The 21,471-nt window shown below is 66.4% G+C and carries 17 protein-coding genes; 4 read left to right on the plus strand and 13 right to left on the minus strand.

What is annotated here, in order from left to right; translation table 11 throughout:
• Positions 1-489: 489 nt before the first annotated feature.
• From VIM12_RS10470 to VIM12_RS10500, 7 genes are all read right to left on the minus strand, one after another.
• Entirely contained in the window at positions 490-672 is a 183-nt protein-coding gene (locus VIM12_RS10470) for a hypothetical protein (RefSeq protein ID WP_331941572.1), read from the minus strand.
• Positions 673-761: 89 nt separating this feature from the next.
• On the minus strand, positions 762-2,180 hold the full coding sequence (locus tag VIM12_RS10475; protein ID WP_331941573.1) for an efflux transporter outer membrane subunit: 1,419 nt from the start codon (positions 2,178-2,180) through the stop codon (positions 762-764).
• Entirely contained in the window at positions 2,177-5,392 is a 3,216-nt protein-coding gene (locus VIM12_RS10480) for an efflux RND transporter permease subunit (protein ID WP_331941574.1), read from the minus strand. The genes VIM12_RS10475 and VIM12_RS10480 overlap by 4 nt, the downstream gene beginning before the upstream one ends.
• Complete coding sequence (locus VIM12_RS10485; protein WP_331941575.1) at positions 5,389-8,469, minus strand: efflux RND transporter permease subunit; 3,081 nt, start codon at positions 8,467-8,469, stop codon at positions 5,389-5,391. The genes VIM12_RS10480 and VIM12_RS10485 overlap by 4 nt, the downstream gene beginning before the upstream one ends.
• Positions 8,470-8,536: 67 nt before the next feature.
• Positions 8,537-9,853 (minus strand): efflux RND transporter periplasmic adaptor subunit, encoded by a 1,317-nt coding sequence (locus tag VIM12_RS10490; RefSeq protein ID WP_331941576.1) that lies wholly within the window; start codon positions 9,851-9,853, stop codon positions 8,537-8,539.
• A gap of 168 nt (positions 9,854-10,021) precedes the next feature.
• Complete coding sequence (locus tag VIM12_RS10495) at positions 10,022-10,726, minus strand: RES family NAD+ phosphorylase (RefSeq protein ID WP_331941577.1); 705 nt, start codon at positions 10,724-10,726, stop codon at positions 10,022-10,024.
• Positions 10,713-11,087: an antitoxin Xre/MbcA/ParS toxin-binding domain-containing protein gene (locus tag VIM12_RS10500; RefSeq protein WP_331941578.1), complete on the minus strand. Its 375-nt coding sequence runs from the start codon at positions 11,085-11,087 to the stop codon at positions 10,713-10,715. The genes VIM12_RS10495 and VIM12_RS10500 overlap by 14 nt, the downstream gene beginning before the upstream one ends.
• A gap of 124 nt (positions 11,088-11,211) precedes the next feature.
• Between VIM12_RS10500 and VIM12_RS10505 the strand changes: the two genes are divergently transcribed.
• From VIM12_RS10505 to VIM12_RS10515, 3 genes are all read left to right on the plus strand, one after another.
• Positions 11,212-12,288 carry an SDR family oxidoreductase gene (locus VIM12_RS10505; RefSeq protein WP_331941579.1) on the plus strand — a complete coding sequence of 359 codons (1,077 nt, stop codon included), beginning with the start codon at positions 11,212-11,214 and terminating at the stop codon, positions 12,286-12,288.
• A 113-nt stretch (positions 12,289-12,401) separates the two neighbouring features.
• A complete protein-coding gene (locus VIM12_RS10510) occupies positions 12,402-14,279 on the plus strand; it encodes a hybrid sensor histidine kinase/response regulator (RefSeq protein ID WP_331941580.1) in 1,878 nt (625 codons plus the stop codon).
• A gap of 28 nt (positions 14,280-14,307) precedes the next feature.
• On the plus strand, positions 14,308-14,541 hold the full coding sequence (locus VIM12_RS10515) for a DUF3072 domain-containing protein (RefSeq protein WP_331941581.1): 234 nt from the start codon (positions 14,308-14,310) through the stop codon (positions 14,539-14,541).
• A gap of 19 nt (positions 14,542-14,560) precedes the next feature.
• Here VIM12_RS10515 and VIM12_RS10520 read toward each other — a convergent pair whose 3' ends face one another.
• From VIM12_RS10520 to VIM12_RS10530, 3 genes are all read right to left on the minus strand, one after another.
• Positions 14,561-15,583, minus strand: coding sequence for a Stealth CR1 domain-containing protein (locus tag VIM12_RS10520; protein WP_331941582.1), 1,023 nt, complete (start codon positions 15,581-15,583; stop codon positions 14,561-14,563).
• 90 nt (positions 15,584-15,673) lie between these two features.
• Complete coding sequence (locus tag VIM12_RS10525; RefSeq protein ID WP_331941583.1) at positions 15,674-16,258, minus strand: chromate transporter; 585 nt, start codon at positions 16,256-16,258, stop codon at positions 15,674-15,676.
• Positions 16,255-16,830, minus strand: a complete 576-nt coding sequence (locus VIM12_RS10530; protein WP_331941584.1) for a chromate transporter — start codon at positions 16,828-16,830, stop codon at positions 16,255-16,257. The genes VIM12_RS10525 and VIM12_RS10530 overlap by 4 nt, the downstream gene beginning before the upstream one ends.
• 265 nt (positions 16,831-17,095) lie before the next feature.
• On the opposite strand from VIM12_RS10530, the gene VIM12_RS10535 reads away from it, so the two are divergent.
• Positions 17,096-17,281, plus strand: a complete 186-nt coding sequence (locus tag VIM12_RS10535; RefSeq protein WP_331942031.1) for a DUF1289 domain-containing protein — start codon at positions 17,096-17,098, stop codon at positions 17,279-17,281.
• Positions 17,282-17,290: 9 nt separating this feature from the next.
• On the opposite strand, the gene cls is transcribed toward VIM12_RS10535, so the two are convergent.
• The 3 genes from cls to glnL form a co-directional block, all read right to left on the minus strand.
• Positions 17,291-18,538 (minus strand): cardiolipin synthase, encoded by a 1,248-nt coding sequence (cls, locus tag VIM12_RS10540; RefSeq protein ID WP_331942032.1) that lies wholly within the window; start codon positions 18,536-18,538, stop codon positions 17,291-17,293.
• A gap of 194 nt (positions 18,539-18,732) precedes the next feature.
• Entirely contained in the window at positions 18,733-20,328 is a 1,596-nt protein-coding gene (ntrC, locus tag VIM12_RS10545; RefSeq protein WP_331941585.1) for a nitrogen regulation protein NR(I), read from the minus strand.
• Positions 20,329-20,386: 58 nt separating this feature from the next.
• Positions 20,387-21,460, minus strand: a complete 1,074-nt coding sequence (glnL, locus tag VIM12_RS10550) for a nitrogen regulation protein NR(II) (RefSeq protein ID WP_331941586.1) — start codon at positions 21,458-21,460, stop codon at positions 20,387-20,389.
• Between the last annotated feature and the right edge of the window lie 11 nt (positions 21,461-21,471).

The following is a 21,471-nucleotide window of genomic DNA, read 5'->3' on the forward strand; positions in this document are numbered from 1 at the left end:
CTGGCAGGTTCCGAAGAACCGTCGCTCACTCAAAATACTGACAGGTAGTTCTCTTGCGATTCCTACCTATATTCTGTGCGAGCACTTGATATTTAAAGCATTACGATGATCTCTCATCGCCGCACTCCACCAAGCGCCCACACTTATCGGCTGTTACTTGTTAAAGATCTTTTTACTGCCTGGCAGCGAATCGTTGTGTTCACTGCCCGTCCAATCTATCTGGTAGCTGCGCCTCGAATTTCAAGGAAATTCTCCTGCTTTGCCTACCTCCATCACGCTACGCAAACCGCTCGTTTCGGAGCACTTGTTTGCTGTGTTGCGCGACGGGAGGCGAACTATAGCGAAGACGGCGGCGATCTGCAAGTGGCTGCGCGGAGAATTTTTCGTTTTTCTTTTTCGCCGCTGCCGAGGCCTCTGCACGCGGCGAAAAATGTAGATGAAACGGATAGACGAATTGCTCACGCCGCACCTGCTGGCGCGCGCATTCGCTCAGTGCTTGCGCTCGACTTTGTCCTGGTCAGGGCTGATCTCGTCGAGCTTCGGCAGTTCGTCCGGCTGCACACCGCTCGGCAGGCCGATGTCCTCGGTAGCGATCGTGTCCTTCGTTGTACGAACCGGCTGGGGGCCGGCCGAGTCCGCCGGCGATTTGTTTGCAGGTGTAGGTCCAGTCATGTTTGCCTCCGCAAAAATCCTTATGATCCCGAGGCGGGAAGGACGTTCCGTTTTGACCAGCCTTGCCTGGTTGCATGACGCTGCGCTGCTCACTGCTCCTGCTCCCAGCCGCCACCGAGCGACTGGATCAGCGCCACGGCAGCGGTCTGCCTGTCGGCGCGGGCTTGCGCAAGTGCACGACGTGCATTGAGTGCCGTCACTTGTGCGGATACCACCTCCGTGTACCCGACCTGGCCTGCACGATAACGATTGAGCATCTGCTCTTCGGCCAGGTTCGCCGCCTCCGCGGCCTGGCGCCTGAATTCGAGTTGGCGCGCAAGCACCTGCGATGCCGAGAGCTGATCCTCGACATCCTGAAATGCCGAGAGAACGGTTTGTCGATAGCGCGCGGCAGCCTGCTGGTGCGCAGCGCGCGCCGCGTCAACGCCCGCACCGATGGCGCCGGCATCGAAGAGCGTTTGCGCTGCGGAAAGCCCGAGCGACCAGAGGGCAGTCGATGCACTGAACAGGTTGCCGATGCTGCTTGCCGAGCTGTCATATGAAGCGCTCAGCCCGACGCTGGGAAAGTAGCCGCTGCGGGCAATGCCGATCTGTTCATTCGCCGCCGCTACCCGGCGCTCCGCCGCCGCGATGTCCGGCCTGCGCAGCAGCAGCGTCGAAGGAAGAAGCGCCGGGACGTCCGGCACATTGGCGGTCGGCTGCCCTGCCGCCAGCGAGAAGTCAGCGGGCGCCTTACCGATCAGCACGGCGATTGCATGTTCGCGTTGCGCGCGGTCGCGCGTCAATCCGGCCTCTTCCGCCTGCGCGCTCGCCAGTTGCGTCTCTGCCTGCAAGACATCGGTTCTTGGCGCGACACCTGCCTGGTAGCGATTGCGCGTGATCTGCAATACGCGCTGGTACCCGGTGATGGTTTCCCGCAGGAGCGCGATCTGCACATCCGCAAGCCGAAGACCGAAATAGTTGGCGGCGAGCTCCCCCTGCGCTGCCAGCCGCGCGGCGGCGAGATCGGCAGCACTGGCCTGGGCGCTGGCGCCGGCGCTGTTCACCGCCGCGCGCAGCCGGCCCCAGACATCGGGCTCCCAGCTGGCGCCGATGCCGACCTGATAGGAGTTCGACGAACCCGTGGATGTGCTGCTGGAAACGGAACGGCTGCTTCCGCTGCCACCACCGGAGCGCCCGGCGCCGCCATCGAGCGTCACGAGGGGGAACAATCCGGATCGCTGCTGCCTCACCGCTGCCCGGGCTTGCTCGTAGGCCGCGGCCGCGGCCGCGACATTCTGGTTCGACACCTCCACCGCGGCGGCAAGCTCGTCCAGTACCGGATCGCCGAAAACGGTCCACCATGGCCCGCGTTCGAGGTTTGCAGCAGCGGCGGGCATCCAGCCCGGCGCCTCCTTGAAATGCGCAGGCAGAGGTTGCGCGGGGCGCTCGTACGCCGGCGCGAGGGCGCATCCGCCGAGGAGGGCCGCGAGCAGCGCGGCGAGCATGGATCGGGTCATGTTCTTCATGCTTGTGGTGTGGTCGATGTCTGGCCGTCGTCCCTGGCCAGCAGGTGTTCGTTGGCGCTCGGGCGCCGCAGCTTGTCGAGCATCAGGTAGACGACTGGTGTCGTGAGCAGCGTCAGCAACTGGCTGGCGATCAGGCCGCCGATGATCGCCACGCCGAGCGGCCGACGTAATTCGGAACCTTCGCCGAAACCGACTGCGAGGGGCAAGGCCCCCAGCGCCGCCGCAAGGGTGGTCATCAGAATCGGGCGGAAGCGCAACAGGCAGGCTTCCCGCACGGCCTCGCGCGCCGGCAAGCCGCGCGCACGTTCCGCCTCCAGCGCAAAGTCGATGATGAGAATCGCGTTCTTCTTGACAATGCCGATCAGCAGGAACACGCCGATGAGCGCAATCACCGAGAAATCCATCTTGAACAGCAGCAGCGCAAGCACAGCGCCGACGCCGGCGGAAGGCAGGGTCGACAGCACCGTGACCGGATGCACCAGGCTCTCGTAGAGGATGCCGAGCACGATGTAGATCACCACCAATGCGGCCGCGATCAGCAACGGCTGCTGGTTCTGCGACTCCTGGAAACTGCGCGCGGCACCTTCGAAGCTGCCGCGCACATTGGTCGGCATGCCGATCTCGGCCTCGGCCGCCTTCACCGCGGCCTGGGCGTCGCTGAGGTTGCTGCCCGGCGCCAGGTTGAAGGAGATCGTCGTCGCCAGTTCCGCATTCTCGTGGCTGATGGAGGCCGGCGCCGAGCGCTCGCTGAAGCTCGCAAAGGCCACCAGCGGCACCATCGTCGAGGCGTTCGTGCTCAGCGCCTGTCCGCTGGACGGATCGCGCAGCGCGGGGTTGACCGGCGTGGTGCTTGCGGCGGCGGCGCCGGCGGCCCCGGTCGCCGCTGCGCGCACCGGGACGTAGATATCCTTCAAGGACTCGGGGCTGCGGGCGTAGCGCGGCGCAACTTCCATGATCACATGGTATTGATTGAGCTCGTCGTAGATCGTCGCGACCTGGCGCTGGCCGAAGGCGTTGTAAAGCGCGTTGTCGACATCGCGCGATGTCACGCCGAGGCGCGAGGCGGCGTCACGGTCAATCTCCACGAAGGTCTCCACGCCGTTCTCCTGCTGGTCGGTGTCGACGTCGACCAGGGAGGGTTGCAGTTTCATCGCTTCCGCGAGCCGCACGGCCCAGGTCTTGAGGTCGCCGCTGCTGTCGCTCTTCAGCGAATACTGGTAGGTCGAGTTGCTCTGGCGGCTGCCCATGCGAAGATCCTGCACGGTATTGAGGAACAGGCTGACGCCGGTGACCTGCGCCAGTTGCGGACGCAAGCGCGCGATCACCGCCTGTCCGCCGACATCCCTTTCCGAACGCGGCTTGAGGTTGACGAACATGAAGCCGCCGCCCGCGCGCCTGCCGCCGGTGAAACCGACGACGGTATCGACGGCCGGATCGCGCCGGATGATGTCGACCATCTGCTGCAGCTTGCCCTGCATCGCCTCGAAGGAGATGCTGCGATCGGCGCGCAGACCGCCATTGATCTGGCCGGTGTCCTGCTGCGGGAAGAAGCCCTTGGGCGCGGCCATGAAAAGGTAGATGTTCAGGCCGACGATCGCCCCCAGGACCGCCATCACGATCCAGCGGTGGGCGAGCGCCCAGTCGAGGCTGTGGGCGTAGGTTCCCTGCATGCGATCGAAACCGCGTGCGAAGAACCGGGCGATCCGCCCCTGCGGCTTGTCCGCGTGCCCGGGCCTGAGCAGCCAGGCGCACATCATCGGCGTCGTGGTCAGGGAAATCACCATCGATATCATCACGGCGGCCGACAGCGTGACGGCAAATTCCCGGAACAGCCGACCGATCTGGCCGCCCATGAACAGCAACGGAATGAACACCGCAACCAGCGACAGGCTGATGGAGAGCACGGTGAATCCGACCTCGCGCGCCCCCAGCAACGCCGCCTTGAAACGGTCCATGCCCTGTTCGACATGGCGGCTGGTGTTCTCCAGCACGACGATGGCGTCGTCGACGACAAAGCCGGTGGCCACCGTCAGTGCCATCAGGCTGAGGTTGTTCAGGCTGAATCCGAGCAGGTACATGACGCCGAAGGTGCCCAGCAGCGAAACAACGGTTGCCACGGCGGGAATCACCGTCGCGCGGACACTGCGCAGGAAGGCGCTCACCACCAGCACCACCAGCACGATGGAGATCAGCAGCGTGAACTCGATCTCCTCCAGGGAGTTGCGGATGGAGCTTGTCCGGTCCGACGCCACCTGCAGGCGCACGTCCTGGGGCAGCAAGGCTTGCAGTTCCGGCAACAGCGCGCGCACGCCGTCCACCGTCTCGATCACGTTGGCGCCGGGTTGCTGCGTCACCAGCACGATCACCGACGGCTGGCCGTTGAACAGGCCGATGGTGCGACTGTCCTCGACGCCATCCACCACCTCCGCCACGTCCTGCAGGCGCACCGCCGCGCCGTCGCGCCAGGCGACGACCAGCCCGCGGTAGTCGGCGGCCGTGCGTCCGCCGTTGCCGGCCTGGCTGTAGATCTGCAGGCGCCTGCCGTTTCCTTCCAGCGCACCCTTCGGCCGGTTGGCGGCGCTCGCCTGGATGGCCGCGCGCACATCCTCCATGCTGACGCCGTAGCGGTTCAGCGCAAATGGCAACAATTCCACCCGCACCGCTGGCAGCGAGCCGCCGCCGATCTCGACATCGCCGACGCCCGGCACCTGGGCCAGCTTCTGCTGCACCAGGTTGGAGACTTCCTCGTAGATCTGGCCCGGCGAACGCGTCCGGGACGTCAGCGCCAGGATGATGACCGGCGAGTCGGAGGGATTCACCTTGCGGTAGGTGGGATTGCTGCGCAGCGTCGCGGGCAGGTCGGCACGGGCGGCGTTGATGGCCGCCTGCACCTCGCGCGCGGCGGCGTCGATCTTGCGGTTCAGGTCGAACTGCAGGCTGATGCGGGTCGAGCCGTTGCCGCTGTTGGAGGTCATGTCGTTGACCCCCGCGATCACGCCCAGCCGTCTTTCAAGCGGCGTGGCGACGCTGGTCGCCATCGTTTCTGGACTCGCCCCGGGCAGCGAGGCACTGACCGAGATGGTCGGATAGTCCACCTGCGGCAGCGGCGAGACCGGCAGCACGAAGAAGGCGGCGATGCCCGCCAGGGCAAGGCCGATGGTCAGCAGGATGGTGGCGACCGGCCGGCGGACAAAGGGAGCGGAGAGATTCACGCCCGTGCCTCCCCTGCCTCTCGCGCCCGCCGGCGGTTGCCGAGGCGGTCGAAGGCGAGGTAGATCACCGGCGTGGTGAACAGGGTCAGCACCTGGCTGACCACCAGACCGCCGAAGATCGCGAGGCCGAGCGGCCGGCGCAGCTCGGCGCCTTCGCCCCAGCCGAACATCAGTGGCAGGGCGGCGAAGAGCGCGGCGAGGGTGGTCATCAGAATCGGACGAAAACGCAGCAGCGCGGCCTGGTAGATGGCATCCCGCGGCGAACGTCCCTCATTGCGTTCGGCATCGATGGCGAAGTCGATCATCATGATCGCGTTCTTCTTCACGATGCCGATCAGCAGGATGATGCCGATGATGCCGATCACACCCAGGTCCTGTCCGCTGATCCACAGCGCAAGCAATGCCCCGACCCCGGCCGACGGCAGCGTGGACAGGATGGTCAGCGGATGGATGTAGCTTTCATAGAGCACGCCGAGCACGATGTAGACGCAGACCACCGCCGCGAGAATCAGCCATAGCTGGTTGGTGAGCGAGGCCTCGTAGGCGCCCGCGGAACCCAGGAATTGCAGGCTGACGCTGGCGGGCATGCCGATGTCGGCAGCCGCCTTGCGCACCGCATCGACGGCCTGGCCAAGCGCGACACCAGGGGCGGTATCGAAGCCGAGGGTGGTGGCGGGAAACTGCGCGACGTGGGTGATCTGCAGCGGTGCCGGCCGCTCGTTCACGCGGGCGACCGCGGACAGCGGAGTCGGTTCGCCCGAGCCGGTACGCAGCGGCAGCATGCCGAGCGACGCAGGCGTGGTGAGCAGGCCGGGACGGGCTTCCAGGATCACCCGGTACTGGTTGGTCTCGGTGAAGATCGTCGAGACGATGCGCTGGCCGAACGCGTTGTAGAGAGCGTCGTCGATGGAGGCGGCGGTCACCGAAAGCCTTGCCGCGGTGTCCCTGTCGATATCGACGAAGGCTGCAACGCCGGTGGCGCCGGCGTCGGTGGCAACGCTGCGCAACGCCGGCATCTCCCGCATCCGCTGCGCCAGCTTGTCGGCCCACTGGACAACGGTGGCATTGTCCGAGCCTTCGAGCGAGACGCGGTACTGCGTCGGCCCGCTTTCGGCATCAATCGTCAGGTCCTGCGTCGGTTGCAGGTAAAGCGTCAATCCGGGAATGCGGCCGACCGCCTCGCGCAGCCGTTCCATCACTTCTTCCTGGCTGCTGCCGCTGCCGCGCTTCAGGTTGATCAGCATGCTGCCGGTGTGGAGCATCGTGTTGTTTGCGGCATCGACGCCGACGACGGAACTGAGATTGGCGACCGCCGGATCGGCCAGGATCTCCCGGGCGGCCTGCTGCTGCAGCTCGGCCATGCGCTGGAAGGAGACGGACTGCCCCGCCTCGATCCGCGCCCGCAACTGGCCGGTGTCCTGCACGGGGAACAGGCCTTTCGGCATCCAGACATACAGCAGTACCGTCAACGCAAGCGTCAGCAAGGCGACGACGAGGGTCAGCCCCTGCCGAGCCAGCACCCATTGCAGCCCGCTGTCATAGTGCCGGACCAGCCGGTCGAAACCGCGCTGGAACCGGCCTTCATGATGCGCAACGGAGGACGGGCGCAACCACCGCGCCGACATCATCGGCACCAGGGTCAGCGACACCAGTGCGGAAATCAGGATGGTGAGCGACAGCGTGACCGCGAACTCGCGGAACAGCCGGCCGACCACGTCACCCATGAACAGCAAGGGGATCAGCACCGCGATCAGTGATACGGTCAGCGAAATGATGGTGAAACCGATCTGCGACGCCCCCTTGATGGCCGCCGCCATCGGCTTCTCGCCCTTTTCTATGAAACGGGCGATGTTCTCGATCATCACGATGGCGTCGTCGACCACGAATCCGGTGGCGATGGTGAGCGCCATCAGGCTCAGGTTGTTGAGGCTGTAGCCAAGCAGGTACATGAATCCGCAGGTGCCGATCAGCGAGATCGGCACCGCCAGGCTGGCAATGACCGTGGCCCGCAGGTCATGCAGGAAGGCGAAGATCACCAGCACCACCAGCAGCACCGCGAGCACCAGTTCGATCTGCACATGCTCGACCGAGGCGCGGATGCCGCTGGTGCGGTCGCTCAGCACTTCGACCTTCAGCGACTCCGGCAGTCCGGCCTGCAGTTCCGGCAGGCGCGCCTTGATTGCGTCAACCGTGGCGATCACGTTGGCGCCCGGCTGGCGCTGCACGTTCAGGATGATTGCCGGCGTCGTTCCGGCCCAGGCGCCCAGCTTCAGGTTCTCCGCACTGTCGACGACCTGCGCCACATTCGACAGGCGCACCGGGGCATTGTTGCGATAGGCAATGATCAGGTCGCGGTAGTCGGCTGCCGTCAGCAGCTGGTCGTTGGCGTTGATCGTATACGAGCGCGTGGGCCCGTCGAAGCTGCCCTTCGCCCCGTTCGCGTTCGCGGCGGTGATTGCCGTGCGCAGGCTGTCGAGGCCGAGCCCGTAGGAGGCCAGCGCCTGGGTGTCGGCCTGGATGCGGACGGCGGGCCGCTGGCCGCCGTTCAGCGTTACCAGGCCGACGCCGGACACCTGGCTGATCTTCAGCGCCAGCCGGGTGTTGACGAGGTTCTGCACCTCGGTCAGCGGCAGCGTGTCGGAAGTGATGGCAAGCGTCAGCACCGGCGCATCCGCCGGGTTGATCTTGGCGTAGACCGGCGGCGCAGGAAGATCCGCCGGCAGCAGCGAGCCGCCCGCGTTGATTGCGGCCTGCACCTCCTGTTCGGCGACGTCGATGGTCTGCCCCAGGCCGAACTGCAGCGTAATGATGGACACGCCGGCGGCGCTGGTCGAGCTCATCCTCTGCAGGCCCGACATCTGGCCGAGCTGGCGTTCCAGCGGCGCGGTCACGGTACGGCTCATCACCTCAGGGCTGGCGCCCGGATAGAGCGTCTGCACCTGTATCGTCGGAAAGTCGACCTGCGGCAGCGCGGACAGCGGCAGGAAGCGGAAGCCGATGAGGCCTGCCAGGACGATGGCCAGCATCAGCAGCGAGGTCGCGACGGGGCGTTGGATGAATGGCCGTGAGGGGCTCATTGATGCATCTTTCCTGTTGTTGGATGCGAAGCGGGGGGCGCCGCGCCTCGACGGTGGCCGGTTGCGCCTATTGCGGCGTGGTCTGTGCGCTGCGCCGGCGGCGTTCGCCCTGCGACATCGGGGGAGCATCGCCCTGCGCCTGCGCACCCGGGCCCTGCGCCCCGTTGCCGCGGGCGCCGCCCGGCCGGCGCGCCTCGCCCGGCAAGGTGACGCTGGCGCCGTCCTTGAGGCGGTCCGCACCTTCGGTGACCACCTTCTCGCCGGCCTCGAGTCCGGAAACAATCTGCACCTTGTCAACGGTCGCCTGGCCGCGTTTCACGGCGCGCAACGCCACCTTGCGATCCGCGGTGTTGACGACGTAGACGTAGTCGCCGTTGCCGCCGTGCCTGACCGCATTGACCGGCACCGTCATCGCGCCGCTGATCGTGCGCAGGAGGAGGCGCGCATTGACGAACTGGCTCGGAAACAACGCGCCCTTGGCGTTGGTGAAGCGCGCCTTGGCCCTGACCGTGCCGGTCTCGGGGTCGACCTGGTTGTCAAGGGCGAGGAATCTGCCGGTGTCCAGCACATTGACGCGCGCCCGGTCGAGCGCCTCGACCGGCAGCTCGGCGTTCGCGTCCAGGCGTTCACGCAATTCGGGCACCAGGTCCTGCGGCAGGGAAAACTCGACGTCGATCGGGGAAACCTGCGTGATGTCCGCAATGCCCGCCGCATCGCTGCTGCTGACAAGGTTGCCGACGTCGACCGCGCGCAGGCCGAGACGTCCGCCGATCGGTGCAGTGATGCGGGTGTGGCTGAGATTGAGCCGTGCGGTGCCCTCGGCCGCACGGTCCACCGCTACCGTGCCTTCAAGCTGCTTGACCAGCGCCGCCTGGCTGTCGACCTCCTGCCGGGCGATCGAATCCTGTTCCAGCAGCGTCTTGTAGCGGGCCAGGGTGACCCGCGCGTTCTCCAGCTGGGCCTCGTCGCGCTGGCGCTGGCCGGTTGCCTGCATCAACGCCATCTCGAACTGGCGCGGATCTATCGTCGCCAGCAGCTGCCCCGCCTTGACCACCTGCCCTTCGGTGTAATGCACCTTCTGCAGGACGCCCGTCACTTGCGGCCGCACGGTGGCGACCGCGCTCGCGGTCACCGTGCCCAGGGCCTCGACGATGACGGGAATGTCCTGTTTTTCCACCGTGGCAATGCCGACGGTGGTGGGCGGGAGGCCGCGCCGGGCGCCGGGTCCGGCGGCGTCGGGCGCCTTTGTTTGCTGCACCAGGTACCAGGCCAGGCCGCCCAGCGCGGCCAGCACCAGGAGGGCGGCTATGGTGCCGAGCAAGGACGTGCGACGAGAGCGGGTGCGATGAGAAGTGTCAGCGGGAGGCGGGATTTGTCGATCCATCAATTCTTCCTGATTATGCGGCCCGGGGCAGTGGCGGCGCCTGCGCGATTATGCAGAATCCGGGCCGGCGGTGCAGCGGGTGCAATATTGCCGTGCCGATGTATCCCTCGCATGTCCTGCCGGCCTGGTTTTGTATCGAATTGTCGGCATTCATGCAGCATCGACAAGTCAGGACGTTTCCCAGCTGGCGGCAGGGAATTCGAAGGCCCCCCCGGGGAAGATGGAATCCTGCTGCCACAGCACCCGGCCGCGGGCCACGCTGAGAATCCAGGTTTCGCTGCGGATCGGGGCCGGCTGGGCGAAGGCCGCAGGGCTGAGCACGGCGGCGCATGCGCCGGCCTGTGGATCGCGCACCGACTGGTAGCGGATCACCTGCACGCCCTGCTCGCGGGCCTCCCGGGCGAATGTCTGGCAATGGGAATAATCGGCGCGATCCGTCCACTGTTCGCGCCGGCTGTCGTACGGCGGCCGGCGCAAGTCGATGCAGCGACCCTTGAGCCTGGCCTGGAACAAGGTCTGCTGGAACGGGTCAAGCGCATCGAGCTCGCTCTCCATCAGGAAGCGCCAGCGCCAGTAGCCCAGTTCCGCGCATGCAGTGCGCTGCTGGTCGGCGCCGTAGAACACGCCCGGATCGCCGGGGGAGCGGAACCGCGAGCCGCGCGGCAACGGCGGGTAGCGGAACGGGGTGAACAGCAGCCAGTGCAGGCCGCGCGCCTCCGGCGGCAAGGGCGGCTTGGAATCCTCAAGGATCTGTTCCAGCAGATGCTGCTCTTCCAGGCTGTCCGCGAGGAGCATGGTGGCGGCCTTGTGCTGGGCCTCGACCGCCCGCCAGACGTCGAGCCGGATCGTCGGCGCCGCCTCAGATGCGGCCACGGTAGGCGTCCAGGTAGGCCAGAACGTGCACGATGCCTTCTGTCCTGGTCAGCAACTCGATCGGACGGGCATTGAGGGCATGGTTGTGGGACTGCAGCCAGCGGCGCGCGTTCTCGCCGTGGCCGACAATCGCGTCCAGCGAGCGGAATACGCGGACGAACAGCACAGCGAAATCCCATTCCTTCTCTCGCGTGCGGCTGAGCCGGTAGTTGCCGTTATACAGGCGCGAAGCGGTCGCGGGGCTGATACCGAGGATCTTTGCCATCGTGGCCTGGCTGATGCCGAGCATGTCGGCCGCGCGCAGCAGCGCCTGGGACATGACGTTCTCGGCCTGGTCGACGTGCTGTTCCTGAGCTTTCATTGCATCCTTTCCTATTCTGGGGAAAGAATAGGACAAAAATCTTTCCATAGCAAGGGATGATGCAGGTACAGGCCCAAGCCGAGGCATGCTTTTCGCTAGCTGCTTCCGGAAAAAGGAGGACGTTATGCATTTTCGACCGAAGCGACTGTCCGGGCAGGTGATCGTCATTACCGGGGCCACAAGCGGCATCGGCCTGGTCACTGCGCGGATGGCGGCCCGGCGCGGAGCCCGGCTGGTTCTGGTTTCGCGCAACAAGGACAGCTTGCAGCACCTGCGTGACGAATGCGCCGGTAACGGCTGCGAAGCGATCTGCGTGCAGGCCGACGTCGGCAGCGAAGACGCGATGCGCGGCGTGGCCGACCAGGCGGCCGCGCATTTCGGCGGCTTCGACACATGGGTCAACAATGCCGGCATCGGCATCTTCGGGAGGGTGACGGAGGTGGCGGCGGAAGACCGGATGCGCCTTTTCGACACCGATTTCTGGGGAGTCGTCCACGGCAGCCTGGCGGCCCTGCCGCGCCTGAAGGCAGGCGGAGGCACGCTGATCAACGTCGGCAGCGCCTTTGCGGACCGTGCGGCGCCGCTGCATGGCTATTATTCCGCGGCAAAGCACGCGGTGAAGGCGTTCACCACGGCGCTGCGGATGGAGGTGGAACAGGCCGGTGCGCCGGTCGCAGTCTGCCTCGTGACGCCATCGGCAATCGACACGATGTTTCCGGTGCACGCCAGGAATTACACGGACCATGTGCCGAAGCTGCCGCCGCCGCAGTACGCGCCGGAGACGGTGGCCGAAGCCATCCTGCACCTCGCCGCGCATCCGCGCGCGGAGCTGTACGTGGGATCGACGGGGAAGCTGCTCGCCAGCGCGTCCTATCATGCGCCGCGCCTGGTCGACAGGATCATGGAACTGGTGATGTTCCGCCTGCAGCAGACCCGCACTCCGGCGTCGCGCAAGCACGAGGACGCCCTGTTCCAGCCGATGCAGGGCCTGCGCGAACGCAGCGGGCGGACCGCCTATGTGCAGGAACACAGCATCTACACCGGTATTGCGCGCCATCGCACCGCCACCACTCTGCTGCTTGCCGCCGCTGCCGCCGCGCTGTACTGGAAAGCCGCCGGGCGCGCTCGCCGGCAGCGCCCCCTGCTGCAGCCGACCAAGGGCCCGGCCCTGCGCCAGCCCTTGCCGCAAGGCATACAATAGCGCCAGGCCCCGCGCCTGCCATCCTGCTGCCACGCAGGCCTCATGCGCGGGCACTGGTCCGTCTGCTCCCGCCGCCCGGCGGTGGCCGGACGCGCAAACCTGTGGCGGGAAACGTGCAGACAACCCTCAGATCGCTCACGCAATATCTCGGACGCCTGGTCGTTCCGCCTGCACCCGCTGCGCCGCTCGAAGTGCGACGGGTGCAGCTCAAGCTGCTGCGCAAGAAAATCAGTCCGGTGCGCGCACTGGTCGCGCTCCCTTTCGCAACCCTGCTCTGGATCGTGTTCTACCTGCACACGCGCTCGCCGGGCGCACTGATCTGGGCGGGGCTGGTGTCGGCGGTCGCCCTCTACAGCTACATGGAATGGAAGCGGCTCGACCGGCTGGGGCCGATTCCCGACGAGCGGATGGCGCGCGAGCTGGAGGTGCGTACCCGCCGCATCATGCGGCACATCTTCATGCATGGCGTCGCCTGGGGCCTGACGCCCTGGCTGCTCAGCCCGCACGCCGACATCGCCTACCGGGCCTGGCTGACCGCCTACCTGATCGGCGCGCTGTCCACCGGCGCCGTCATGCTTTCCACCCACCGGCAGGCGGTCGCCGCGTTCTGCCTGCCTCTCGGCGCCGGCCTGGTCACCTCGCACATGTGGTACGGGGGAGTCGGCTGGGCCCTGGCAGCAGCGCTCATCCTCCACCTTGCGGTCTGCCTGCGCTGGACCTCCCAGCAGTCGGACCAGCTGGTGGAATCGCTCACGGTCCGGTTCGAGAAGGAAGAACTCGCACGCCGGCTGACGCAGCAGGTGGCGCTGGTGGAAGCCGCGAACCGGGAAAAAAGCCGTTTCTTTGCTGCGGCCAGCCACGACTTGCGGCAGCCGCTCCATGCCATCTCGCTGTTCACGGCCGTGCTCGAACGCACCCGTTTCGACGATGACACCACCGACACCGTCGGCCGCCTCGCGCATTCGGTGCGGATCCTGAGCGACTCGCTCGATTCCATGCTGGACGTCGCCAAGCTGGACGCCGGCGCGGTGGAACCGCAACCCCGGCCGATGCCGGTGCACGACCTGTTCCTGGCGCTGCACACGACGTACGGTGCACGGGCAGCCGACAAGGGTCTGCAGCTGCGCCTGCGGGCGCCCGGCGACCTGCTCGTCCTGAGCGACGCCCAGCTGCTGGAACGGCTGCTCGGCAACCTGATCGACAACGCGGTCAAGTACACCCGCCACGGTGGCGTGGTGGTTGCCGCCCGGACCGGACGCTGGCGTGGCCACCCCGGCCAGGTGTGCTTCGACGTGGTCGACACCGGGATCGGCATTCCCGAGGAGCATCAGCAACGCGTCTTCGACGAGTTCTACCAGGTCGACAATCCGCAGCGCGACCGTTCGTTCGGCCTGGGCATCGGGCTGTCGATCGTCAAGCGCCTGTCCGGGCTGCTCGGCCATCCTGTGACGCTGCGTTCCCGGCTGCGGCGCGGCACCCGGTTCCAGGTGCTGGTGCCGCACGCGCAGGAGTTTGCCGCCGCAGGCATCTTCGGCAGCGAGGCGCTGCTCTCCCCCGTCCGCAAGTTGCCGGCCCACGTACTCGTGGTCGACGACGAGGCCGACAACCGCCAGGCGCTCGCCGCACTTTTGTCCTCCCATGGGTGCAAGGTGACCGGCGCCGGTGATGTCGACGAAGCCGAGCAGTTGCTGTCCCGGCTGGCAGTCGACATGGTGCTTGCGGATTTTCGCTTGCCCGGACCGCGCAACGGACTCGATTTCCTGCTGCAACTGCGCGCGGAGCACCCTCGGCTGCGCATGCTGCTGGTCACCGGCGAGACCGCCCCCGACCGCATCGCCGAAATCCGGGAAAGCGGAGTGCCCTGCCTGTACAAGCCGGTGCGCGCGCAGCAACTGCTCGCCGCCCTGGCCTCGGGTGCGCACGATGAACCGCGCGGCCGCGTGCTTGCAGCGGTGCAAGGGGAACAATCGGGGGCCGGGCGCAATCATTGAAGCATGCGCATTTTCAATGGAGGCCAGCATGGACAAGCGAACCCAGGATGACGCCGACAAGGGCAACATGGTCAAGGACCCGAAAGACTGGACCACCGGCGACGAGCCGATGACCGGCGCACAGAAGTCCTACCTGAAGACCCTGAGCGAAGAAGCCGGCGAGGAAATGGACGAGGGGCTGAGCAAGGCCGAGGCATCACGCCGGATTGACGAGCTGCAGCAAAAGACAGGCCGCGGCCTGGAAGGCGGAAAGGCACATTGATCCGCAACGCGCCCGCCTGCTAGGCGGCCATCCCGGTCGCGCTGCCGGACACGCGCGGGTCGCGCGACTGACGGTCGGCTTCGAACTGCGAGGGCAGCGGCAGCCATTGCTGCAGGATGCGTGCAACGCGACGCAATCGGAGGTCCCCGGCAGCGGCATCGTCGCAGGTGTCGTTGATGCAGAAGAACGGGATGCGGCCGAGCTGCTTCTGCAGGGAGAGAAAGGCTGCCAGCGCGTTGCTGTCTCCGCTTTGGACGCAGTGGCCGTCCGGCGCCGGCAGGAAGCGGGCCAGTCCGCAATGCGCCATCCAGTGCAGCAGCAGGCCGCTCACGACGGTGGGCGCGCGCCAGGACCGGAACGCCGTCGAGCGGACAAGTGCAAACACCTCCGGCGCCTGGCGCTCCAGTTCGAACAGCAGGCTGCGCGAGAGCGCCCGCGGCGCATGCGCGACGACGCGCGGCTCGTGGCGGTAGTCCGGATACCTGGCTGTCATCCACTCCCGTGCGAGGATCGCCGCATTGACGAGCGCGCTGCCGTGCGGCTGCACGCGTTCGTGCGCCGGCACGACCGCCGTCTCCACATACACCGGCGTCCGCTCGCCAAACCAGTGCGCCGTATCGACGGGCGCGCCGAAGAACACATCGTCATTCATCAGGAAGAAGCGTTCCGACAGCCAGGGAATGCGGTGGACGTAGGAGGCGATATGCCCGGAGTCGAAGACCGGTCTCGCCGAGGCCGGAATGAGATCCGCGTGATCGATCACCGTCAGCCCCGACGAGGGCCGAAGCCAGGCCGGCTGCTGGCGGTCGGTCACCAGGTAGACATGGCCATGGTTCGGGAAGTACCGTTCCAGCGCGCGCAGGTTGAAGCGCAGTTCATCATTGTCGCGGTAACGTCCTTCCACATTCCCATACGGCGCCAGGAGGCCCGGGTGGCGCGCCGACCAGGCAGCGAAGGCCCGGGACCGCCGCTGGCGCCAGTCGGGATCCGCGCCATCGACCCACAGGTAGACCACGTCGTAACGCTTCCCGCCATTCTCCATTCGCCCTCCCGCTGCAACGGACGTGCATGCCGTCGTTGCAACATGAGTGACTGAAGTGACGGTGCGGTTCCATGCCGCAAGTTTTGCGGTTCAGACGATGCCGAAGGCGCCGAGCAGAGCACCTGCCCCGAGCAGCCAGAGGATATGCAAGCGGGTGCGCCAGACCACCAGCGCCGAGGCCAGCGTCAGCAACCAGATCCGCCAGTCGCGCGCCGGATCGTTGTGCGCACTGGCGAGGATCCAGCCGGTGGCAATCATCAGGGCGACGACGACCGGCGCCATTCCCTGCTTGAAGGCGCGCACCGCCCGCAGATGCCGATTGCGATGGCCCCAGCCTGCGGCAAGGTAAGTCAGGGTTGCGCTCGGCAGCATGATGCCGACCATGGTTGCCAGCAATCCAAGAAAGGCAAGGGTGACGCTTCCGGCATTGAGCCCGACATTCCAGCCCATCAGCGCGACGAACAGGATGTTGGGCCCTGGCGCCGCCTGTGCGATCGCAATCGATGCCGTGAACTGCCCGTCGGTCAGCCAGCGCTGCTGGTCGACCAGGTAGCGGTGCATTTCCGGCGTCGTCGTGATGGCGCCCCCTACCGCCAGCAGCGACAGCGACAGGAATTGCACGAACAGCGCGAGCCAGTCCCCCCATCCAAGCGCGAGTTGCAGTGGCATGTTCATCGCGCGATTTTCCTGTATGCGAGGACGCAGGCGGCGACACCCAGCACCGGAAGCACGTACACCAGCGGCCAGCGCAACAAGGCGATGGCGATGAAGCCGGCGCCGCCGAAGAGCGCGCACAGCACGCCGCCGAGCGGGTTTTTCTCAAGGGCCGGGAGCAGCTTCAGGCCCGTTGCCATGATCAGTCCGGCCGCTACCGCCCCCATCCCGCGCAGCGCGCCGAGGACGAAGAGGTTGTCCGCATAGCGGGAATAGACCAGCGCCAGCAGGATCAGCACGACCAGCGGCAGCGTCAGCATGCCGGCCAGGGCGGCGAGCGCGCCGCGCAGGCCGAAGCTGCGGGCGCCGATCATCAGCGAGATATTGACGACATTCGGCCCAGGCATGATCTGGGCAACGGCCCAGTCCTCGAGGAATTCCTCCTGCGTCAACCAGCGCTTGCGTTCGACAAGCTCGCGTTGCACGACGGCGAGGACACCGCCGAAGCCCTGCAGCGCGAGAATCGTAAAGGAAATGAACAGGTCGGCCGGGGATGTGGGGCCGGGCCGGTCTTCAGGTTTGTCGGACGTCATGGAACGGGTCTTCGGGGAAGACGATATCTTACTCCTGCGCGCCCGCCATCGCTGCCGGCCACCTGCCCGGCCTTGCCGCGGGCGGATCCCCGGCCAGGATGTCCTGCCGCGAGTGCAATTTCCGCTGCGCGCGCAGTATCGTTGCACGCATGGCGGACAATGCATGGCAAATGGCGTCTCCCCTGTGCAAATACCGCGGCCCCGGCCTGTTCGCGACGCGGATTTCGCCTATGATCTCGGCTACGAATCGTGTATCGAGCCCTTCATGCAAAAACCTCCACGCCCTGACACGCCCTGCGTTGCCGTCTGTTCGACCACCTTCGACGAAATCTGTCGCGGATGCGGCCGGACGGTGGATGAGGTCGCGCATTGGGTATTCATGAGCGATGACGAAAAGGAACGGGTCTGGACGCGCATCACCGCGCAGGGCTACCCGCGCCGGAATTCATGAGCTACCGCGCTACAACTGCTTGCCAAGCATGGACGCCGCATGCTCGGTCACCTTCTGCGGCAGCGGCCGGTGCCGCCACTGCTCAAGCTCGATGCGACGGCCCCGTTGCATGTCCCGCTCGAACACCCCGGTCATGCATTCCGCAAAACGGGTGTCGTAGACGTTGAGGTTGGCCTCGTCGTTCAGCCGGAAGGACCGGTTGTCGAAATTGGTCGAGCCGGTGGAAACGAGATAGCCGTCGATGATCATGATCTTGCAGTGGAACATCGTCGGCTGGAATTCGTAGATCTCGATGCCCGCCTCAAGCAGCTCGCCCCACCGCGCCCGCGACGCGCGCCGCACGACGTGTTCGTCGATGTGGACGCCGGGCGTGATGATGCGGATCTTCACGCCGCGCGCCGCGGCATCGACGAGTGCATCGATTGCCAGTGCATCCGGCACGAAGTACGCGCTCGACAGCAGGATGCTCTCGCGGGCAGCGGCGATCGACAGCAGGTACATCAGGTGCATGCTTTCGCTGCCGCCGGTCGGCGAACTGCTGAACATCTGCGCCGCCATGTCCCCGGCTTCCGACAGCTTGGGAAAATAGTCGCTCCCGTGCAGCACGCGGCCGGTCGCCTTGACCCAGTTGTCCATGAAAACCGCCTGGAACTCGGCGACGACCGGTCCCGCCACACGAAAGTGCGCATCGCGCCAGTGCGCTTCATCCTGCGCGTTGCCCGACCACTGGTCGGCGATGCCCACGCCCCCGGTGAAACCGACACTGCCGTCGACCACCAGCAGCTTGCGGTGCGTGCGGTTGTTCATCCGCGCGAGGTGATACCAGCGCGGCTGGTGATAGCGTTCCACCTCCACGCCGTCGCGCCGCATCCGCGCCAGGAGGCGCCCATCCATGCGCATGCTTCCCACCCAGTCGAGCAGGACATGCACACGCACGCCTGCCTGCGCCCGCTCCCGCAAGGCGTCGGCAAACTCCCGGCCGATCTCGCCGGACCAGTAGATGAAGGTTTCGAAGGTGATGGTCTTCTTTGCGGAGCGGATCGCCTCCAGCATTGCCGGAAAGATCTGGTCGCCGTTCTCCAGGTAATCGATGCGGTTGCCCTGCTGGATGCCGGGGCCCAGCAACAGCCCCATGGAGCGCAGGAACTGCGGATCCCGCACGCCGTACAGGGATTCGACCCGGGAAGCGACCTTCTTCTCGCCGGTGGCAAGGTTCATCGCCAACAGGGTCAGGCCCACCGTTGCGGAAACGGCCATGCCGAGGTCGACGATATTGAACTTGTTCTTCACGCTGGCGGCGGCTGGGGAGCGAATGGCGACAAGCCCATCATAGGCGCACCGGGGCGGCGCACCTTTGCGATCCCTAAAGCTTTCTGCGCGGGTGGGTTGCCCGCAGCCCGGGCCAGGCTGCGCACCGCGGCGGGGCGTGGACCGGACCGCCGGCGCTGCGGCTACTCTTCCTTGGCGCCGTCGATCCCGAGTTCGTGGATCTTGCGGGTGATGGTGTTGCGGCCGATGCCCAGCCTGATTGCCGCATCGTTCTTCCGTCCATGGGTATGGCGCAGCGCGGTCTTGATCAGGGCCGACTCGAACTGCCGCCCGAGGGCATCCATCACCTCCGGCTTCCCGGCGGCCAGCATGCTCGCGGCCTCGGTCTCCAGCAAGGCGATCCAGCCGGCCTTCTCCTGCATGGCGAGGCCGTTCGGGACGCCCGGCGGCTGCATGGAGGTGATCGACGGCGGCTGGGCGGGGACCGCAGGCATCGCAAGTCCGGCGATCTCGCCGGGCGGCGAATACGCCGGCGAGGCGGCGGGCGCGGACTGGGAAACCGGCGACGGCGGTGCATGGACCGTGACGGGCGCCGCGGCCGGCGCCGTGGCCGGGCCGTACTCATGGCCGTGGGTCAGGTCCGGCGGCAGGTCCTTGGTCTCGACGGTCTGGCCGGGCGCCATCACCGTGATCCAGTTGCAGAGGTTTTCCAGCTGCCGCACGTTGCCCGGCAGGTCAAGGCCGGCCAGGAACTGCATCGCCGAGTCGGACATGCGCTTGGCCTCGACGCCCAATTGCTTGGCGCTCTGCGCCAAAAAGTGGCGGGTCAGCAGCGGAATGTCCTCGCGCCGCTCCCGCAAACTGGGCAGCCGCAGGCGGATGACATTGAGCCGATGGTACAAGTCCTCCCGGAACAGGCCTTCCTTCACACGCTGCTCGAGGTTCTGGTGCGTCGCCGCGATCACGCGCACGTTCGCCTTCAGCGGCTGGTGACCGCCCACGCGATAGAAGTGGCCATCGGAGAGCACCCGCAGCAGGCGGGTCTGGAGATCGAACGGCATGTCGCCGATCTCGTCGAGGAACAGCGTGCCGTTCTCCGCCTGTTCGAAGCGTCCGCGCCGCGTCGCCTGGGCGCCGGTGAATGCGCCGCGCTCGTGACCGAACAGTTCCGACTCCAGCAGGTCCTTCGGAATTGCCGCGGTGTTGAGCGCGATGTAGGGCTGGGCCGCACGCGGGCTGTGCTTGTGCAGCGCGCGGGCGACCAGCTCCTTGCCGGTGCCCGACTCGCCGGTGATCAGCACCGTCACGTTGGACTGCGACAGCCGCCCGATGGCCCGGAACACGTCCTGCATGGCCGGGGCCTGTCCGAGTATCTCGGGGGTTTCTGCCGCCGCCTGCTCCACGCCCGATTCGCGCAGGCTCTCCTCCAGCGCGCGCCGGATCAGCTCGACGGCCTTGTCGATGTCGAAAGGCTTGGCCAGGTATTCGAAGGCCCCGCCCTGGAAGGCGGCGACCGCCGAATCGAGATCGGAGAATGCCGTGATGACGATGACGGGCAGTCCGGGATGCCTGGCCTTGACCGCCTGCAGCAGCTCGAGTCCGGACTCGCCCGGCATGCGGATGTCCGACACGAGGACCTGGGGCACGCCGGTCTGGAGCGCATCCAGCGCCTCGCGCGCATTGGCGAAGCTCCTGGTCGCAAGATTCTCGCGGGCGAGCGCCTTTTCGAGGACCCAGCGAATTGATTCGTCGTCGTCAACTATCCAGATTGGCTTCATATTTCTGTCGGCATTGCCCGTGGTGTGGCAGTAATCGGGATCCCGCCTCATGCAGCATTCAAGGCAGCGGGATCAGAATCCGGAAGTCGGTGCATCCTGGCCTGCTCTCGCATTCAATCACGCCCATATGCTGCTGCACGAATGTCTGCGCCAGCGTCAGCCCGAGTCCGCTGCCGCCCTCCCTTCCCGATACGAGCGGATAGAAGATGCGGTCCTGGATCTCGGGCGGGATGCCCGGCCCGTTGTCGATGATATGCAAGTCTAGTGCCAGCCTGTATCGAATTTTCGCCAGCGTTACCTGGCGGGCGACGCGCGTCTGCAGGGTGATCTGCGCGTCGCCGCCGGCGATGCGCGCCGAGAGTGCCTGCGCCGCATTGTGCGCGATGTTGAGCACGGCCTGGATCAGCTGCTCCTTGTCGCCCCTGAACTCGGGCACCGACAGGTCGTAGTCGCGCTTGATCGTCAGCCCCACCGGGAATTCGGCGACGATCAGGCTGCGCACGCGCTCGCAGACTTCATGGACGTTGACGTCGCCGACGATGTGCGGGCGGCGGTGCGGCGCCAGCAGGCGGTCCACCAGCGTCTGCAGACGGTCGGCCTCCTTGATGATCACCTGGGTGTATTCGCGCAGCTCCTTCAACTGCCGCTCGGGGAGTTCGAACTCAAGCAGCTGGGCCGCGCCGCGTATGCCGCCCAGCGGATTCTTGATCTCATGCGCCAGGTTGCGGATCAGCTCCTTGTTCAGCTGGCTCTGGTCCAGCAGCCGCTCCTCCCGGTCGAGCTTGAGCTGCTTGACGTTCTCGCGCAGCTCGATCAGCACAGGCGTATGCGGATCGTCGAGCGCGGTCACGATCACATGGACCTGCAGCGCCTCGCGGCCTGCGCGTTCCAGCGTGAGGTCGAGGCGCTTGTCGGCGAAGCGGTGCTGGACTGCTTCGCGGAAGATGCCGGTCAGCTCCTCGCCGTTGAGGAAGAGCGCCGGCAGCTTCTGGTTCGCGAGGTTCTTGAACGAGGACTCGAACAGGTTTTCCGCGGCCGCATTGGCGTAGCGCACCCGGCTTTCGGCGTCGAGGATGATCACGGCCGAGGACAGCAGGTCCAGGGCGTCATAGGAATGCGTAGGCGTTTTCACATGCAAGGGGT

Source organism: Noviherbaspirillum sp. (assembly GCF_036563305.1).
Lineage (GTDB): Bacteria > Pseudomonadota > Gammaproteobacteria > Burkholderiales > Burkholderiaceae_D > Noviherbaspirillum.

Excerpts from the sequence above, each read along its gene's own strand:
- ntrC (WP_331941585.1), bottom strand. The coding sequence starts at position 20,328 with ATGAAGCCAATCTGGATAGTTGACGACGACGAATCAATTCGCTGGGTC.
- VIM12_RS10490 (WP_331941576.1), bottom strand. The coding sequence starts at position 9,853 with ATGGATCGACAAATCCCGCCTCCCGCTGACACTTCTCATCGCACCCGC.
- VIM12_RS10530 (WP_331941584.1), bottom strand. The coding sequence starts at position 16,830 with ATGACGTCCGACAAACCTGAAGACCGGCCCGGCCCCACATCCCCGGCC.
- VIM12_RS10525 (WP_331941583.1), bottom strand. The coding sequence starts at position 16,258 with ATGAACATGCCACTGCAACTCGCGCTTGGATGGGGGGACTGGCTCGCG.
- VIM12_RS10475 (WP_331941573.1), bottom strand. The coding sequence starts at position 2,180 with ATGAAGAACATGACCCGATCCATGCTCGCCGCGCTGCTCGCGGCCCTC.
- VIM12_RS10535 (WP_331942031.1), top strand. The coding sequence starts at position 17,096 with ATGCAAAAACCTCCACGCCCTGACACGCCCTGCGTTGCCGTCTGTTCG.
- VIM12_RS10505 (WP_331941579.1), top strand. The coding sequence starts at position 11,212 with ATGCATTTTCGACCGAAGCGACTGTCCGGGCAGGTGATCGTCATTACC.
- VIM12_RS10470 (WP_331941572.1), bottom strand. The coding sequence starts at position 672 with ATGACTGGACCTACACCTGCAAACAAATCGCCGGCGGACTCGGCCGGC.
- VIM12_RS10500 (WP_331941578.1), bottom strand. The coding sequence starts at position 11,087 with ATGAAAGCTCAGGAACAGCACGTCGACCAGGCCGAGAACGTCATGTCC.
- VIM12_RS10520 (WP_331941582.1), bottom strand. The coding sequence starts at position 15,583 with ATGGAGAATGGCGGGAAGCGTTACGACGTGGTCTACCTGTGGGTCGAT.
- VIM12_RS10515 (WP_331941581.1), top strand. The coding sequence starts at position 14,308 with ATGGACAAGCGAACCCAGGATGACGCCGACAAGGGCAACATGGTCAAG.
- VIM12_RS10485 (WP_331941575.1), bottom strand. The coding sequence starts at position 8,469 with ATGAGCCCCTCACGGCCATTCATCCAACGCCCCGTCGCGACCTCGCTG.
- cls (WP_331942032.1), bottom strand. The coding sequence starts at position 18,538 with ATGGCCGTTTCCGCAACGGTGGGCCTGACCCTGTTGGCGATGAACCTT.